Source organism: Escherichia sp. 93.1518 (assembly GCF_013368915.2).
Classification (GTDB): Bacteria; Pseudomonadota; Gammaproteobacteria; order Enterobacterales; family Enterobacteriaceae; genus Escherichia; species Escherichia ruysiae.
This window is the reverse complement of sequence record NZ_JABWMT020000014.1, coordinates 60,513-76,219: the sequence shown is the minus strand read 5'-3', so window position 1 is coordinate 76,219 and position 15,707 is coordinate 60,513. Positions and strand designations below refer to the sequence as shown.

Sequence of the window (15,707 nt, the reverse complement as noted above, 5' to 3'; positions counted from 1 at the left end):
AGCAAGGATGTGGCTAATGAGTCAGGACAGTAACGTTTTATCCCGCTCTTTCGTCGGTATTGGTTTGGTACTGCTCGTTATTTCTGTTGTTATATTTTACAACCAGTTCACCTATACCAAAAATGCGATGCATACCGAAGGGGTCATTGTTGATGTCGTCTGGTACAACAATCATTCAAACGACGTCGGTGATAATGGTTCCTGGTATCCAGTGGTTGCCTTTCGCCCTACACCAGATTACACGCTAATTTTTAATTCGAGTATTGGTAGTGATTTTTATGAAGATAGCGAAGGTGACAGAGTCAATGTCTATTATCCGCCAGGGCATCCAGAAGAAGCCGAAATAAACAATCCCTGGGTTAATTTTTTTGAATGGGGCTTTGTTAGCATAGCAGGCATTATTTTCGGTGGTATCGGTCTGATAATCATGGTCCCCTCCTCTAAAAAATCACGCAGGAAACGGAAGTCCCGCCCATGAAAAAATTCATGATACTGCTCAGTTTACTGATATTTCTGCCTCTGACGGTAACCAGTAAGCCCTTAATTCCAATAATGAAGACACTTTTTACGGATGTTACAGGTACTGTACCAGATGCTGAAGAGATCGCGCGTAAAGCAGAACACTTCCACCAACAAACCGGGATCGCGCCATTTATCGTGGTTGTTCCTGGCATTAATGAAGCCAGTCTCAGGCAAAATGGCAAAGCGATGCTGGCGTATGCGTCATCTTCATTGACTGATGTAAAAGGGAGTGTTCTGTTAATCTTTACTACCCGCGAGCCACGGTTAATTGTGATAACCAACGGCCAGGTTGAAAGCAGCATGGACGATAAACATCTTGGCCTTCTGGTAGAAAATCACACGCTGGCTTATTTACATGCGGACCTCTGGTATCAGGGAATCAATAATGCCCTGGATATTTTGCAAGCACAGATATTAAAACAACCGACGCCACCACTGACATATTATCCGCATCCCGAACAAAAGCATGAGAATGATCCGCCAGGCAGCACCTCGACATTAGGTCTTTTTGCCTGGGCAGTTGCATTCATCATCTTTGCTGCAATTTTTAACTACACGTCGCGCTTTTATTATGCCTTAAAATTTGCAGTGGCTATGACTGTCGCCAATATGGGCTATCAGGCTTTATGCCTGTATATCGATAATAGCTTTGCGATTGTTAAAATATCGCCGCTCTGGGCGGGGCTGATTGGAGTCTGTACGTTTTTTGCAGCACTGTTATGGACGAGTAAAAGTTAAAAGAGGCCGGTAAAGTGCGCGTGTATTATGCCGGATGCGGCGCGAACGCCTTATCCGGCCTACAAAACCCGCAAATTCAATTAATTGCGCCCCATCGTAGGCCTGATAAGCGTAGCGCATCAGGCAATGCTGCCTGCTTTATAAGCCCTTCAGCAACTTCTCAACAAACTCTGGCACTACCTGGCTTGCCGGACCGTAATATTTCTCGGCAAATTCGTTACCAACCTGGCTCGGCTCAAGATTGAGTTCCACGGTGTGCGCGCCATGCAATTTTGCTTCATGAACAAACCCAGCCGCCGGATAAACATGCCCGGATGTGCCAATGGCAATGAAAATATCCGCCATCGCCAGTGCCATATAAATTTCATCCATGCCGAGCGGCATTTCACCAAACCACACCACGTGCGGGCGCAGCGGAGTCGGGAACTGGCAACAATGACATTTATCTTCTGGCGTAACATCGCCAGTCCAGTCGAGAACCTGCCCACTTTGTGAACAACGTACTTTCAGCAATTCTCCATGCATATGAATCACATTGGTATTGCCTGCGCGTTCATGCAGGTTATCGATATTCTGCGTCACCAGTAAAAAGCGATCGCCGAGGGCGTCTTGCAGTTTAGCCAGCGCAAGATGCGCGGCGTTAGGCTGTATTTCTGGCTGCTGTAACTGTCGGCGACGAGCATTATAAAACGCTTGCACCAGTTCCGGGTCGCGATCAAAGCCCTCTGGCGTCGCAACATCTTCAACACGATGCTCTTCCCACAGGCCATCTGCGGCGCGAAAGGTACGAATACCTGATTCCGCAGAAATACCAGCCCCTGTCAGTACGAGTACTCTTGGTTTTTCCATTGCTTCCGACACCACTTTATCTCTGAAAAAAATACGCTGACGTAAACGCTCATGCAGGCGGCGTTTATTTTTACGAAAACGACTTAACCGATGACCCCGACGCGACAGCATAGCAACCTCTGTTGTTTAATCGGTTAGATGTAGGAACGCAGCTCCACGCATTCCGCCTGCATCACCGTGGCGCGCGCGTTCAATACGTGGAACACGAGCTACAGGTAAGAGATGACGAGGCAGCCTGTCCGCCAGTTGCGTTGTGATTGCCGGGAAATTGGATAACCCACCGCCAATGACCACCAGATCAGGGTCAATAATGGTCAGGATGTTTCCCAGACAAACCGCTAATAGATCCAGATAACGCTCAACGTGCGCCCTTGCCTGCTCATCGCCTTGATCATAAAGCGCAATAATTTCGGGAGCCTGCAACGGTTGATGATAATAGTGTTGATACAGCCACGCAAAACCGCGACCAGACAGATAATTTTCAATGCAGCCATGCTGACCACAGCCACAGCGGCGTAATGGGAAATCCAGCCCCATCATGGTTAACGCATCGACCGGCAGACGCATATGACCAAACTCGCCGGTAATGTAGCTCTTACCCGTCACCGCCTTACCGTTGAATACCAGTCCACCGCCAACGCCGGTGCCGAGAATTAACCCCATCACCAGCGGATATTGGGTAAATTCATCATCCCAGGCTTCAGAAAGGGCAAAACAGTTAGCGTCATTATTCAGTCGCACATCGCGCTCAAGACGTGCGCTCAGGTCGGCACGCAGCGGTTTACCACTGGCGGCGGGGACATTGGCAGCATACAGCGTGCCATCTTCTGTTTCTGGCATTCCCGGAATACCGATGCCGACAGAACCTTTACAGCCAAAACGCTGGTCAGCTTCGGCTACCAGCTCGCACACTGCATCCAAAAATGCGTCATAGCTGTCACGCGGCGTCGGCACCCGCTTTTCCCACTGCAACTGCCGACTGCTATCAAACACACCTAGCGCAATTTTTGTTCCACCAATATCAAACCCGTAATACATTGCCGCTCCTTGTTTTAATGTACTGCCTTTACTGGCCGCTAAGGACTCGCGCAGGGTCAATATTACTGGCGCGCCGCGCCGGATACCAACTTGCCAAAAGACTCAGCAACAATGCTGTGACCAGTACGTAGAAGACGTCCAGCCAGTGCAATTCCGATGGCAGGAAGTCAATAAAATAAATGTCACTGGAGAGGAACTGATGGCCGATCAGATCTTCAATCCACTCGATAATCGGAGTGAGTTGCAGCGAAACTACCACGCCGATAATCACACCACACAAGCTGCCGAACAACCCAGCCAGCAATCCATACCAGACAAAAATGGCGCGAATTAAACCGTCTTTCGCGCCCAGCGTTCTTAATACTGCGATATCGCCACTCTTGTCTTTTACCGCCATCACTAAAGTGGAGACGATGTTAAAACAGGCCACACCAATCACCAGTACCATCGCCAGATACATAATGGCGCGGATCATCTGGATATCACGATACATATAGCCGTAAGTGCCGATCCAGCTCTTGATATAAACATAGCTATTGGTCACTTCGCCCGCGTCACGCACCAGTTTGTTGGCGTTAAAAACATCCGTCATTTTAAGGGCAATACCTGACACACTGGAACCCATATCAAGATATTGTTGGGCATCCGCCAGCGGGATCATGGCAAAACTGTGATCGAGTTGACCGCTCAGCTGCAAAATTCCGGCAATTTGCAAGCGCACTCGTTTTGGTTGCATCAGTTTATGCTCAGGATTCGAATTTGGGATCATGATCGACACCCAATCGCCCTGCTTCACTTTTAACGCATCCGCTACGCCTTTGCCGATAATAATCTGCTGCTCACCGGCTTTAAAATTGTTCCAGGCATCGCCCTGGACAAACGAGGGCAGCGCACTTAGGCGCTGTTCCTGTTGCGGATCAACCCCTTTTACCTGAAGCGCGCGCAGATTCGCACCGCTTTCCACCAGCCCCGTGAAGTTGATATACGGCGCAGCGGCGGCAATACCTGGCACTTTTTGCACGTTATTCAGTGCTTCCTGCCAGTTAGTCCACGGCTGATCCACCGCTTCAATTTCGCCATGCGGTACTACCGCCAGAATGCGGTTATTCAGTTCACGCTCAAAGCCGTTCATCGCGCTTAAGCCGACGATCAATACCGCCACGCCAAGTGCAATGCCAATGGTAGAAATGACGGAGATCAGCGACACCATGCCGCCACGCCGCCGTCCGCGACTAAAACGCAGACCAATTAATAACGATAAAGGCATCGCCATTACTCCGCCCCCATCAGGCTCAGTTCCGCCGTCAGACGACCATCACGCATTTCCAGTTGGCGGCTCATACGTTTCGCCAGTTGCAGGTCGTGAGTAACCACCAGGAAAGCGGTGCCCTGCAAGCGATTCAACTCCCCAAGCAACTGGAAGATGCTGTCGGCGTTACGTGCGTCAAGGTTACCGGTAGGTTCATCCGCCAGTACCAGACGCGGGTTATTAACCAGCGCACGGGCAATCGCCACACGCTGACGTTCGCCGCCAGAAAGTTCGGATGGACGGTGATTCGCGCGATGCTCCAGCCCCACCGCTTTTAACATTTCCAACGCTCGACTGTTGATTTCAGCGGGCTTTTTCTTGCCAATCAGCAGCGGCATAGCCACGTTTTCCAGCGCGGTAAAATCCGGCAGCAGGTGGTGAAACTGATAAATAAAGCCCAGCTTCTGGTTACGCAGTTCTGCTTTCGCCGCCGACGATAGTTTGCTCATCGGCTGACCGTTAAAAATCACATCGCCGGAAGTTGGCGTATCCAGCCCACCCAGCAAGTGCAGCAAGGTGCTTTTGCCAGAACCAGAGCTACCGACGATAGCCATCATTTCGCCTTCGCCCACGCTGAAACTGACATTGTGCAGCACGTCGGTTTGCACACTGCCTTCCTGATAGCGTTTGCACAGGTTGTCGCATTGCAACAGGATCTTATTCATAACGTAAAGCCTCAGCGGGTTGAGTGGCGGCAGCGCGCCAGGAAGGGTAAAGCGTAGAAAGCAGCGCGATAGCCATCGCCACCAGCGCAATAATAATGACCTGTAAAGGTTCGATAGCGACCGGCAGCGCCGCGCCATCAAGCAGGACGCCGATTATCGGCATCAGATTATTCAACTGGCTGGCAAGCAGCGCACCAAGCGCCGCGCCCAGGATCGCACCAATAATTCCGGCGCTGGCACCCTGTACCATAAAGACCATCATGATTTGTCGCGGAGTTAGACCTTGCGTTTGCAGGATTGCCACTTCGCCCTGTTTCTCCATCACCATCAGCCCCAGCGAGGTAATAATGTTAAACGCCGCAACGGCGACAATCAGGCTCAGCAGCAAGCCCATCATATTTTTTTCCATGCGCACGGCCTGGAACAGCTCACCTTTACGGTCGCGCCAGTCCTGCCATTTACTGCCTTCTGGCAGTTTTTGCTGGCTTAACGAGTCCACTTTCAGCGGCTCATCCAGCCACAGACGCCAGCCAGTGATATTGCCTGCCGGATAACGCATCAGACGCGAGGCATCCTCAATATTCACCAGCATTTCATAGCCGTCGACTTCACTGTTAGCGGCAAAAGTACCAATCACATTGAACAGGCGCTGACTTGGAATACGCCCCATCGGCGTGAACTGGCTGGCAGAAGGCACCATCACGCGGATTTGATCACCGCGATTAACGCCCAACTGTGAAGCAAGCTGTTCACCGAGGATGACATTATATTTCCCTGGCGCGAGGTCGGCTTGTTTCACATTGACCAGATACGGGGTTAGCGGATCTTTTTGCGCCGGATCGATACCCAGCATGACGCCTACCGCCACGCTGCGTGCGCTTTGCAGCACCACATCACCAGTAGTGATAGGCGCGACGCGATTTACGCCGTCCAGTTTGACTGCCGTTTCCGGGAGTTTCTGCGGGTTAAGAGAGCCCTGCTCCGAAGAGAGGATCGCCTGTGGCATCAGGCCAAGGATGTTGTTTTGCAGTTCGCGCTCAAAGCCGTTCATCACTGACAATACCGTGACCAGTGCCATCACACCGAGGGTAATGCCAATGGTAGAAAGCCAGGAGACGAAACGACCGAAGCGATCCGCTGCACGCCCACGCATGTAACGCAGGCCAATAAATAGAGCGACAGGTTGGTACATGAAATCCGTCTGGTTGCTGTTAGCAAAGACACGAGTATATAAGCGAAAGCAGGATGGGTAAACGCCTGAACTGTAAGTGATCATCAGGGCTAATCTGAAAAGCATCAGTAAATCAATCGGCTAAAGGGTCTCATTTTCTCATCGGCCTTGTGGCCTGATCTTTATCTGAAAAATAACCAAATACAGACAGATACGCATTACACCACGCGATTCGCCCCGCAGGATCAACAGCATGTTAAATAAAAGAGCGTGTTGTTCTGATGAAACAAAAAGAACTATGGATTAACCAGATCAAAGGGTTATGCATCTGTCTGGTGGTGGTTTATCACTCGGTAATCACCTTTTACCCGCATCTGACCACTTTTCAGCATCCGTTATCGGAAGTACTGAGTAAATGCTGGATCTATTTCAATCTTTACCTTGCGCCCTTCCGTATGCCGGTTTTTTTCTTTATCTCCGGCTATTTGATTCGCCGCTATATCGACAGTGTGCCGTGGGGAAATTGTCTCGATAAACGCATCTGGAGCATCTTCTGGGTGCTGGCGCTTTGGGGCGTGGTGCAGTGGCTGGCGCTAAGCGCACTGAATCAGTGGCTGGCACCTGAGCGCGATTTAAGCAATGCCTCCAATGCCGCTTATGCCGATTCCACCGGTGAATTCCTGCACGGGATGCTCACCGCCAGCACCAGCTTGTGGTATCTGTACGCTTTAATTGTCTATTTCGTGATATGTAAAATTTTTAATCGCCAGGCTCTGCCGTTATTCGCCCTGTTTGTACTGATGAGTGTGGCTGTTAATTTCGTTCCCACGCCGTGGTGGGGAATGAACAGTGTGATCCGCAATTTGCCTTATTACAGCCTTGGCGCATGGTTTGGCGCAACATTAATGACCTGTGTTAAAGAAGTACCGTTGCGCCGCCATCTGCTGATGTCTTCGCTGCTGGCCGTTCTGGCGGTCAGTGCCTGGTTGTTTAATATTTCGTTGCTGTTGTCGCTGGTGTCGATTGTGGTGATCATGAAGCTGTTTTATCAGTACGAGCAGCGTTTCGGTATGCGCTCCTCCAGCCTGCTGAATGTGATTGGTTCCAACACCATTGCCATCTACACCACCCATCGCATTCTGGTAGAGATATTCAGCTTAAGTCTGATTCCGCAAATGAACGCGGCGCGCTGGTCGCCGCAACTCGAACTGGCGCTCCTGCTGGTTTATCCCTTTGTCAGTTTGTTGATTTGTACACTGGCTGGCTTGCTGGTACGAAAATTTTCACAACGCGCATTCAGCGACCTGTTGTTCTCCCCGCCTTCTCTGCCTGCAACCAGTTATTCTCGCTAAGCCATCGCCCCAGCCGGGGCGATTCAATTTGCTAAACCATGTCGATTCCGGATAATGAACAGCATTGCTTATCAGAGATATGTCCCCATATGTTGAGGCATATCCTAACGAGAATCTGACAACCGTTATGCCTGAACAATATCGTTATACGCTGCCCGTCAAAGCGGGTGAACAGCGTCTGCTGGGCGAGTTAACCGGCGCTGCCTGCGCGACGCTGGTAGCGGAAATTGCCGAACGTCACACCGGACCGGTGGTGCTCATTGCACCAGATATGCAAAATGCTCTACGTTTGCATGATGAAATCAGCCAGTTCACCGACCAGATGGTGATGAATCTGGCGGACTGGGAAACCCTCCCTTACGACAGTTTTTCGCCTCATCAGGATATTATCTCCTCGCGTCTTTCCACCCTTTACCAGTTACCAACGATGCAACGTGGCGTACTGATTGTTCCGGTGAATACGCTTATGCAGCGCGTTTGCCCGCACAGTTTTCTCCACGGTCATGCGCTGGTGATGAAAAAAGGTCAGCGCCTGTCACGAGATGCATTGCGTACCCAACTGGACAGCGCCGGTTATCGCCATGTTGATCAGGTGATGGAGCACGGTGAATACGCCACGCGCGGCGCATTGCTGGATCTCTTCCCGATGGGTAGTGAGCTACCTTATCGTCTTGATTTCTTTGATGATGAAATCGACAGCCTGCGAGTATTTGATGTCGATAGCCAACGCACGCTGGAGGAAGTTGAAGCTATCAACCTGCTGCCCGCACACGAATTTCCGACCGATAAAGCGGCAATTGAACTGTTCCGCAGTCAGTGGCGTGATTCTTTCGAAGTAAAACGCGATCCAGAACATATTTATCAACAAGTGAGCAAAGGCACATTGCCTGCCGGGATCGAGTACTGGCAACCGCTATTCTTCAGCGAACCGTTGCCGCCACTGTTCAGTTATTTCCCTGCCAATACATTGCTGGTGAATACTGGCGATCTGGAAAACAGTGCCGAACGTTTCCAGGCTGACACGCTGGCGCGTTTTGAGAATCGCGGCGTCGATCCGATGCGTCCACTGCTGCCGCCACAATCGCTCTGGCTGCGGGTCGATGAACTGTTCTCAGAGCTGAAAAACTGGCCGCGTGTACAGCTAAAAAATGAACATTTACCGACAAAAGCAGCGAATGCCAATTTAGGCTTTCAGAAACTGCCAGACCTTGCCGTTCAGGCGCAGCAAAAAGCCCCGCTGGATGCGCTGCGTAAATTTCTTGAATCTTTCGACGGCCCGGTGGTGTTCTCGGTAGAAAGTGAAGGTCGCCGTGAAGCACTCGGTGAACTGCTCGCCCGTATTAAAATAGCTCCACAACGTATTATGCGTCTCGATGAAGCCAGCGACCGTGGGCGTTATCTGATGATTGGCGCTGCCGAACATGGTTTTGTTGATACGGTACGTAATCTGGCGCTGATTTGCGAAAGCGATCTGCTCGGTGAACGCGTTGCCCGTCGTCGTCAGGACTCACGCCGCACCATCAACCCTGACACGCTGATCCGCAACCTCGCGGAGCTGCACATTGGTCAGCCGGTGGTGCATCTGGAGCACGGCGTCGGGCGCTATGCCGGAATGACCACCCTGGAGGCTGGCGGCATTACCGGCGAGTACCTGATGCTCACTTACGCCAACGACGCCAAACTGTATGTCCCGGTGTCGTCGCTGCATCTGATTAGCCGTTACGCCGGTGGCGCGGAAGAAAATGCCCCGCTGCATAAACTTGGCGGCGATGCCTGGTCGCGGGCGCGGCAGAAAGCGGCGGAAAAAGTGCGTGATGTGGCAGCGGAATTGCTGGATATCTACGCGCAACGCGCCGCCAAAGAGGGCTTCGCGTTTAAACACGATCGCGAGCAATACCAATTGTTCTGCGACAGCTTCCCGTTCGAAACCACGCCGGATCAGGCGCAGGCGATTAATGCGGTGCTTAGCGACATGTGTCAGCCGCTGGCAATGGATCGTCTGGTGTGCGGCGATGTTGGCTTTGGTAAAACAGAAGTGGCGATGCGCGCCGCTTTCCTGGCAGTAGAGAACCACAAGCAGGTGGCGGTACTGGTGCCAACGACTCTTCTCGCACAGCAGCATTACGACAATTTCCGCGACCGTTTCGCCAACTGGCCGGTACGCATCGAAATGATCTCCCGTTTCCGCAGCGCCAAAGAGCAGACGCAAATCCTTACGGAAGTGGCGGAAGGGAAAATCGATATTCTGATCGGTACGCACAAACTGCTGCAAAGTGACGTCAAGTTTAAAGATTTAGGCCTGCTGATTGTCGATGAAGAGCACCGCTTCGGGGTGCGTCATAAAGAGCGCATTAAAGCGATGCGCGCGAACGTTGATATTCTGACGCTTACCGCAACGCCGATCCCACGTACGCTGAACATGGCGATGAGCGGAATGCGCGATCTGTCGATTATTGCCACGCCACCCGCCCGTCGTCTGGCAGTTAAAACCTTTGTCCGTGAGTATGACAGTCTGGTGGTCAGAGAGGCTGTCCTGCGTGAAATTCTGCGCGGGGGACAGGTTTATTATCTCTACAATGATGTGGAAAACATCCAGAAAGCCGCCGAACGGCTGGCGGAACTGGTGCCAGAAGCGCGGATTGCCATCGGTCACGGGCAGATGCGCGAACGCGAACTGGAACGGGTGATGAATGATTTCCATCATCAGCGTTTTAACGTGCTGGTTTGTACCACGATTATCGAAACCGGGATCGACATCCCTACCGCCAACACCATTATTATTGAACGAGCAGATCACTTCGGTCTGGCGCAACTACACCAGTTGCGTGGCCGCGTCGGACGTTCGCATCACCAGGCATATGCATGGCTGCTGACGCCGCATCCGAAAGCGATGACTACCGATGCGCAAAAACGTCTAGAAGCGATTGCGTCTCTGGAAGACCTTGGCGCGGGATTTGCGCTGGCAACGCACGATCTGGAGATTCGCGGCGCCGGTGAACTGCTCGGCGAAGAACAAAGTGGTTCGATGGAAACTATCGGTTTCTCGCTGTATATGGAGTTGCTGGAAAACGCCGTCGATGCACTGAAAGCCGGACGCGAGCCGTCGCTGGAAGATCTCACCAGCCAGCAAACGGAAGTCGAACTGCGGATGCCGTCGCTGTTGCCGGATGACTTCATTCCTGATGTAAATACCCGTCTGTCGTTCTATAAACGTATTGCCAGCGCCAAAACGGAAAGCGAACTGGAAGAGATCAAAGTCGAACTTATCGATCGCTTCGGTCTGCTGCCAGATCCGGCGCGAACCCTGCTGGATATTGCCCGTCTGCGCCAGCAAGCGCAGAAGCTGGGGATCAGGAAGCTGGAAGGGAATGAGAAAGGCGGCGTGATCGAATTTGCCGAGAAGAATCACGTGAATCCTGCCTGGCTGATTGGTTTGCTGCAAAAGCAACCACAGCACTATCGTCTCGATGGCCCGACGCGCCTGAAGTTTATTCAGGATTTGGGCGAACGGAAAAAACGTATCGAATGGGTGCGCCAGTTTATGCGTGAACTGGAAGAGAACGCGATCGCATAATGGCAAATCGGGGGCGTTTCTGCGCCCCCATCCCCAACATTTACAAATTCTTTGCACTTCCCTGCACTATCCGACACTGCCACCATCCATAATTCAGACTTATCTTTTTATTACAATAACCTTATATTTATTATGGATTTTTGGTGATGATCAAAACGCGTTTTTCTCGCTGGCTAACGTTTTTTACGTTCGCCGCTGCCGTGGCTCTGGCGCTACCGGCAAAAGCCAACACCTGGCCGCTACCGCCAGCGGGTAGTCGTCTGGTTGGCGAAAACAAATTTCATGTGGTGGAAAACGATGGTGGTTCGCTGGAAGCTATCGCGAAAAAATATAACGTCGGCTTCCTCGCTCTGTTACAGGCTAATCCCGGTATTGATCCGTATGTACCGCGCGCAGGCAGTGTGTTAACCATTCCATTGCAAACTTTACTGCCAGACGCGCCGCGTGAAGGCATTGTGATCAACATTGCGGAGTTGCGTCTCTATTACTACCCACCGGGCAAAAATTCAGTGACCGTGTACCCCATCGGCATTGGTCAGTTGGGGGGTGATACGCTGACGCCGACAATGGTGACCACCGTTTCAGACAAACGTGCAAACCCAACCTGGACGCCGACTGCAAACATCCGCGCCCGTTATAAAGCCCAGGGGATTGAGCTTCCACCAGTCGTTCCGGCAGGACCGGATAACCCGATGGGCCATCATGCGATTCGTCTGGCGGCCTATGGCGGTGTCTATTTGCTTCACGGTACAAACGCCGATTTCGGTATTGGTATGCGGGTAAGTTCTGGCTGCATCCGTTTGCGAGATGACGATATCAAAACACTTTTCAGCCAGGTCAGCCCCGGCACCAAAGTGAATATTATCAACACGCCGATTAAAGTCTCCGCCGAACCAAACGGCGCACGTCTGGTGGAAGTGCATCAGCCGCTGTCAGAGAAGATAGATGACGATCCGCAATTGTTGCCGATTACGCTCAACAGTACGATGCAGGCATTTAAAAATGCTGCGCAAACTGACGCCGAAGTGATGCAGCGCGTAATGGACGTGCGTTCCGGAATGCCGGTTGATGTGCGCCGTCATCAAGTGAATCAACAGACGCTGTAAATCGCGAGCAAAAAAATCCCCGCAGCACAGGGTGTTGCGGGGAAAAAGCAGCAATAACAGGCATTAATGAGGGTTAATGCTTATTTATAAATTACTGCCGTTCCGTGGAGGGTATTCGGACCGGTTACTGAAGTAATACGGAAAGATTTAGCACCCATCTCATCCGCTTTTTGTGCCAGTTGTTCTTCCAGCGATCCCAGATTTGTCCCCGCGTTAGCACTGATAGTACCCACTTTTTGTTGACCTTCCGGTGTTGCCTGAACTTCAACAGCCGCAAAGCTGGCAAATGATATGGAGCTTAAAATCGCAGCAGCGATGAGGGTTTTCACGTTTTTCATAATAGTGACCTTATGCAGATGAATGGCGTCGCAAGCAATTACTTAACGATCGATAACTAAATGATAGATGTGATCTGGATCACATACAAGATGTTTTTTATAACATTCATTAATTAAATTAAAATTCTTTAAATTTCAGTTAAATAGATGGAAGTTATTTTTCTGGCTTCTGGACTGGTGAACAGAAGTGATTATTTTTATAATAACCATTCATTCACAGCTAAAAGGTACAACGGCATCATGGCAACTGACTCAACACATTGTGTAAAAAAAAGCCGTGGTCGCCCAAAAGTGTTCGACAGGGAAGCCGCGCTTGATAAGGCCATGAAGTTGTTCTGGCAGCACGGTTATGAAGCAACTTCTCTTGCCGATCTCGTCGAAGCGACCGGAGCCAAAGCGCCAACGCTATACGCGGAGTTCACCAATAAAGAGGGATTGTTCCGCGCCGTACTGGATCGCTATATCGACCGTTTTGCCGCAAAGCACGAAGCACAACTGTTTTGTGAAGAGAAAAGCGTGGTGTCTGCGCTGACTGACTATTTCGCTGCCATCGCCAACTGCTTTACCAGCAAAGATACCCCTGCTGGCTGCTTTATGATCAACAACTGCACCACGCTCTCCCCGGATTCAGGAGATATCGCCAATACGTTGAAATCACGCCATGCGATGCAAGAGCGCACTTTGCAGCAGTTTTTATGTCAACGACAGGCGCGCGGGGAAATCCCGACCCACTGTGACGTGACGCATCTGGCGGAATTCCTTAATTGTATTATTCAGGGGATGTCGATCAGCGCCCGCGAAGGCGCATCGCTGGAAAAACTGATGCAGATTGCCCAAACCACTTTGCGTTTATGGCCCGAACTGGTGAAATAAAACGCAAAAAAAGCCCCTCAGCCTGAGCGAATGAGGGGCTAAATTGCAGAGTACAGCCTTGTTATACTTTGTTATTCAGAATCAGTTGCCCGTTGTTATCTAATTGGATTTGTGTACCCGGATCGCGATCCATGCGGATTTTGCCCTGCTGATCGCCAATCTTATAGGTCACATCATAACCGAGCATTTTTTCTGACTTGTCATACACCGTTTTACAACGCTGTTGGGTGGTGGTGTAAGTATCACGTTCCTGGAGAGAGCCCTGGATCTGGTTACCAGCATATCCACCACCAAGCGCCCCGACGACTGTAGCAACATCCTTACCGCGACCACCGCCAAACTGATGCCCTATCACCCCACCAGCCACAGCGCCCAGAACTGAACCCGCGATGCGATTTTCATCCTGCACCGGCCGGCGATGGGTCACTGTGACATTGCGGCACTCCTGGCGCGGTGTTTTAACTGTTTCCTTGATTGGGATTGCAGAAACAACCTGAGCGTATTGCGGGCCACGTTCAAACACGTTCAGGCTGGCCACTGCCGCTACGCCCAGCGCAGCCGCGACACCAATCCCGATACCCGCCAACATTGATTTATTCACGGGAACACCTCCTTCTTTGCAGTTATGTCAATCATGCAATCGAAGGGGTGAAACAACCATCAGACAGAAGATGAAAAGCGCAGGAATAGCAGGAAATACTTAAGGATTCGGAGGAGTCTGAGGGAATGCCTGATGCGACGCTTAACGCGTCTTATCAGGCCTGCCGCTCGTACCATTTATCCTGGGCGGATAAGGCGTTTACGCCGCATCCGCCAGTACAAGTTGATTAATGCAGTTTCAAACGCGGACGGATAACGCGGTTGATACTACCTACCAACATCATTAGTCCAGTTTTGAAGTAGCCATGCAGCGCAATCTGATGCATCCGATACAGCGAGATATACACAAAGCGCGCAATACGCCCTTCAATCATCATTGAGCCGCGCGTCAGGTTACCCATCAGGCTACCGACGGTGGAGAAGTTCGACAGCGATACCAGCGAACCGTGATCTTTATACTGATAATTTTTCAGCGGTTTGCCATTCATCTGCGCCAGAATATTGTTCATTGCGCAGGTAGCCATCTGGTGTGCGGCCTGAGCGCGCGGCGGGACAAAACCCCCTTCCGGACGCGGGCATGACGCACAGTCGCCAATAGCGTAAATGTCTGGATCGCGTGTGGTTTGCAGCGTCGGTTCCACCACCAGCTGGTTGATACGGTTGGTCTCCAGCCCACCAATATCCTTCAGGAAATCTGGCGCTTTGATCCCGGCTGCCCACACCATCAGATCAGCCTCAATATATTCGCCATCTTTAGTGTGCAGACCACCTTCATCAGCACTGGTGACCATAGTTTGCGTCAGCACGCGAACGCCCAGTTTCGTCAACTCATTGTGAGCGGCAGCAGAGATACGTGGCGGCAGCGCAGGCAAAATACGCTCGCCCGCTTCTACCAGCGTTACGTTCAACGCTTCGTTGGTCAGGCCTTTGTAACCGTAGCTGTGCAGTTGCTTGACGGCGTTGTGCAATTCAGCGGAGAGTTCTACGCCAGTCGCGCCGCCGCCAACAATCGCAATATTCACTTTGCCATTCGCGCCAAGGTTGGCGGAGTATTTCAGAAACAGATTCAGCATCTCCTGATGGAAACGACGCGCCTGATGCGGGTTATCGAGGAAAATACAGTTCTCTTTTACACCCGGCGTATTGAAATCGTTAGAGGTGCTGCCCAGCGCCATCACCAGCGTGTCATAAGCGATTTTGCGTTCCGGCACCAGCAGTTCGCCTTTTTCGTCGCGCAGTTCAGCAATGGTGATTGTTTTCGCTTCTCTATCGATATCAACCACAGAACCCAACTGGAACTGAAAACCATGATTACGCGCATGAGCCAGGTAACTCAGTGCATCGACGCCTTCATCGAGCGAGCCAGTCGCTACTTCGTGCAGCAGCGGTTTCCACAGGTGGCTGTGATTGCGATCTACCAGCGTAATTTTGGCTTTTTTCTTACGTCCCAGCTTATGTCCAAGCTGTGTCGCCATTTCCAGCCCACCAGCACCGCCGCCGACAATCACAATCTTTTTCAATGGCGTAGTCAACGTGACCCCCTTAAATTTATTAACCAATTGTTAATTAATG

At 51.3% G+C, this 15,707-nt stretch carries 14 protein-coding genes; 6 read left to right on the top strand and 8 right to left on the bottom strand.

Annotation, left to right across the window (positions count from 1 at the left end; translation table 11 throughout):
• Positions 1 to 16 precede the first annotated feature (16 nt).
• The gene (locus HEN21_RS12565) at positions 17 to 478 is read left to right on the top strand and encodes a DUF3592 domain-containing protein (protein ID WP_176252519.1); all 462 of its coding nucleotides are present in this window, start codon (positions 17 to 19) and stop codon (positions 476 to 478) included.
• Complete coding sequence (locus tag HEN21_RS12560; RefSeq protein WP_000714341.1) at positions 475 to 1,260, top strand: TPM domain-containing protein; 786 nt, start codon at positions 475 to 477, stop codon at positions 1,258 to 1,260. Before HEN21_RS12565 ends, HEN21_RS12560 begins: the two co-directional genes overlap by 4 nt.
• Before the next feature lie 138 nt (positions 1,261 to 1,398).
• Here HEN21_RS12560 and cobB read toward each other — a convergent pair whose 3' ends face one another.
• From cobB to lolC, 5 genes are read right to left on the bottom strand one after another with little or no spacing between them, the layout of a single operon-like run.
• Positions 1,399 to 2,220: a Sir2 family NAD+-dependent deacetylase gene (gene cobB, locus HEN21_RS12555; RefSeq protein ID WP_105284881.1), complete on the bottom strand. Its 822-nt coding sequence runs from the start codon at positions 2,218 to 2,220 to the stop codon at positions 1,399 to 1,401.
• Positions 2,221 to 2,235: 15 nt separating this feature from the next.
• Positions 2,236 to 3,147, bottom strand: a complete 912-nt coding sequence (gene nagK / locus HEN21_RS12550) for an N-acetylglucosamine kinase (RefSeq protein WP_176252520.1) — start codon at positions 3,145 to 3,147, stop codon at positions 2,236 to 2,238.
• A gap of 28 nt (positions 3,148 to 3,175) precedes the next feature.
• A complete protein-coding gene (gene lolE / locus HEN21_RS12545) occupies positions 3,176 to 4,420 on the bottom strand; it encodes a lipoprotein-releasing ABC transporter permease subunit LolE (RefSeq protein ID WP_001251372.1) in 1,245 nt (414 codons plus the stop codon).
• Positions 4,420 to 5,121, bottom strand: coding sequence for a lipoprotein-releasing ABC transporter ATP-binding protein LolD (lolD, locus tag HEN21_RS12540; RefSeq protein ID WP_001033695.1), 702 nt, complete (start codon positions 5,119 to 5,121; stop codon positions 4,420 to 4,422). Before lolD ends, lolE begins: the two co-directional genes overlap by 1 nt.
• On the bottom strand, positions 5,114 to 6,313 hold the full coding sequence (gene lolC / locus HEN21_RS12535) for a lipoprotein-releasing ABC transporter permease subunit LolC (RefSeq protein ID WP_176252533.1): 1,200 nt from the start codon (positions 6,311 to 6,313) through the stop codon (positions 5,114 to 5,116). The genes lolD and lolC overlap by 8 nt, the downstream gene beginning before the upstream one ends.
• Before the next feature lie 260 nt (positions 6,314 to 6,573).
• On the opposite strand from lolC, the gene HEN21_RS12530 reads away from it, so the two are divergent.
• The 3 genes from HEN21_RS12530 (at position 6,574) to ldtC (ending at position 12,324) form a co-directional block, all read left to right on the top strand.
• Positions 6,574 to 7,644, top strand: a complete 1,071-nt coding sequence (locus HEN21_RS12530; protein WP_000810303.1) for an acyltransferase family protein — start codon at positions 6,574 to 6,576, stop codon at positions 7,642 to 7,644.
• Positions 7,645 to 7,771: 127 nt separating this feature from the next.
• Positions 7,772 to 11,218, top strand: coding sequence for a transcription-repair coupling factor (gene mfd, locus HEN21_RS12525; protein ID WP_024195118.1), 3,447 nt, complete (start codon positions 7,772 to 7,774; stop codon positions 11,216 to 11,218).
• 143 nt (positions 11,219 to 11,361) lie between these two features.
• Positions 11,362 to 12,324: a L,D-transpeptidase LdtC gene (ldtC, locus tag HEN21_RS12520; RefSeq protein ID WP_010350845.1), complete on the top strand. Its 963-nt coding sequence runs from the start codon at positions 11,362 to 11,364 to the stop codon at positions 12,322 to 12,324.
• Between the two features lie 80 nt (positions 12,325 to 12,404).
• Here the strand turns inward: ldtC and bhsA are convergent, their stop codons facing one another.
• Complete coding sequence (bhsA, locus tag HEN21_RS12515) at positions 12,405 to 12,662, bottom strand: multiple stress resistance protein BhsA (protein ID WP_000800144.1); 258 nt, start codon at positions 12,660 to 12,662, stop codon at positions 12,405 to 12,407.
• Between the two features lie 240 nt (positions 12,663 to 12,902).
• On the opposite strand from bhsA, the gene comR reads away from it, so the two are divergent.
• Positions 12,903 to 13,535 carry a TetR family copper-responsive transcriptional repressor ComR gene (gene comR / locus HEN21_RS12510; protein ID WP_105284887.1) on the top strand — a complete coding sequence of 211 codons (633 nt, stop codon included), beginning with the start codon at positions 12,903 to 12,905 and terminating at the stop codon, positions 13,533 to 13,535.
• Between the two features lie 61 nt (positions 13,536 to 13,596).
• Here the strand turns inward: comR and HEN21_RS12505 are convergent, their stop codons facing one another.
• Together HEN21_RS12505 and ndh are read right to left on the bottom strand one after the other, a co-directional pair.
• Positions 13,597 to 14,136, bottom strand: a complete 540-nt coding sequence (locus HEN21_RS12505) for a glycine zipper 2TM domain-containing protein (RefSeq protein WP_010350841.1) — start codon at positions 14,134 to 14,136, stop codon at positions 13,597 to 13,599.
• 226 nt (positions 14,137 to 14,362) lie between these two features.
• Entirely contained in the window at positions 14,363 to 15,667 is a 1,305-nt protein-coding gene (gene ndh, locus HEN21_RS12500) for an NADH-quinone dehydrogenase (RefSeq protein ID WP_105284888.1), read from the bottom strand.
• Positions 15,668 to 15,707: the final 40 nt, after the last annotated feature.

Bases quoted from the DNA above. Each gene is read 5' to 3' on its own strand.
- lolD (WP_001033695.1), bottom strand. From the start codon at position 5,121: ATGAATAAGATCCTGTTGCAATGCGACAACCTGTGCAAACGCTATCAG.
- HEN21_RS12560 (WP_000714341.1), top strand. From the start codon at position 475: ATGAAAAAATTCATGATACTGCTCAGTTTACTGATATTTCTGCCTCTG.
- mfd (WP_024195118.1), top strand. From the start codon at position 7,772: ATGCCTGAACAATATCGTTATACGCTGCCCGTCAAAGCGGGTGAACAG.
- nagK (WP_176252520.1), bottom strand. From the start codon at position 3,147: ATGTATTACGGGTTTGATATTGGTGGAACAAAAATTGCGCTAGGTGTG.
- HEN21_RS12565 (WP_176252519.1), top strand. From the start codon at position 17: ATGAGTCAGGACAGTAACGTTTTATCCCGCTCTTTCGTCGGTATTGGT.
- bhsA (WP_000800144.1), bottom strand. From the start codon at position 12,662: ATGAAAAACGTGAAAACCCTCATCGCTGCTGCGATTTTAAGCTCCATA.
- lolC (WP_176252533.1), bottom strand. From the start codon at position 6,313: ATGTACCAACCTGTCGCTCTATTTATTGGCCTGCGTTACATGCGTGGG.
- lolE (WP_001251372.1), bottom strand. From the start codon at position 4,420: ATGGCGATGCCTTTATCGTTATTAATTGGTCTGCGTTTTAGTCGCGGA.
- HEN21_RS12530 (WP_000810303.1), top strand. From the start codon at position 6,574: ATGAAACAAAAAGAACTATGGATTAACCAGATCAAAGGGTTATGCATC.
- comR (WP_105284887.1), top strand. From the start codon at position 12,903: ATGGCAACTGACTCAACACATTGTGTAAAAAAAAGCCGTGGTCGCCCA.
- cobB (WP_105284881.1), bottom strand. From the start codon at position 2,220: ATGCTGTCGCGTCGGGGTCATCGGTTAAGTCGTTTTCGTAAAAATAAA.